Origin of the sequence: Campylobacter sp. CNRCH_2013_0855, from assembly GCF_025773025.1 — a bacterium.
GTDB classification, from domain to species: domain Bacteria; phylum Campylobacterota; class Campylobacteria; order Campylobacterales; family Campylobacteraceae; genus Campylobacter_D; species Campylobacter_D jejuni_C.
On record NZ_JAKMTE010000057.1, the window covers coordinates 1 to 678 of the forward strand.

Annotated in this window: 1 pseudogene; it reads right to left on the minus strand. The window is 31.9% G+C overall.

Features of this window, described 5'->3' with window-relative positions:
• A pseudogene (locus L8X40_RS08405) lies at positions 1 to 678 on the minus strand (hypothetical protein); the annotation flags it as partial.

A 678-nucleotide genomic window follows, 5' to 3' on the forward strand; every position in this document is an offset into this window, starting at 1 on the left:
GTAGATACCAGCAGTGCCTCCTGCTATTAAAGCATTAGATCCTTCTAGTTTGATGTAGTCTTTGATATATTGAATATTGCTTTGCAAGTAAATACCGGCACTTTGGCCTAATATAACACCTTTATTGGTAATATTTTCGATAGTTGAAGCTAATGCGTTGTTAAATTTAAATAACTCAATCCCATATTTACCACCTATTATAGTTCCTTGGTTATTTATGGTACTAATCTTACCAGGTATCCCAAATTCTCCGCTAACACGAATTCCTGAATAACCTCCATATATATAACCATGAATACTATTGGTTAAAGTATGGAGACTATCTTGACTTCCGAGTATATAAATTCCATGATTATTTTTTCCTATAATACTACCGGTGTTATTTAAATTTGCAATCTGAGCAGTAACATGATTTCCACTTTTTTCTAATTTTATGCCATTTTGATTACCAAAAATAACACCTGAGTTATCAAGATTATTAATAGTTCCGGCAAGTAAAAACATACCATCATTAAAACCTTTAATAGTGCCTGAATTTTTTAAAAACTGCACAGATGAATATGAATTTAATTTAATCCCCGAACTTCCTTCTCCACTAATAATACCATGATTTGTTAAAGTATTGATAGCTTGTAAACCACTAACCTGTATCCCATTACCACCTAAAACACTACCACT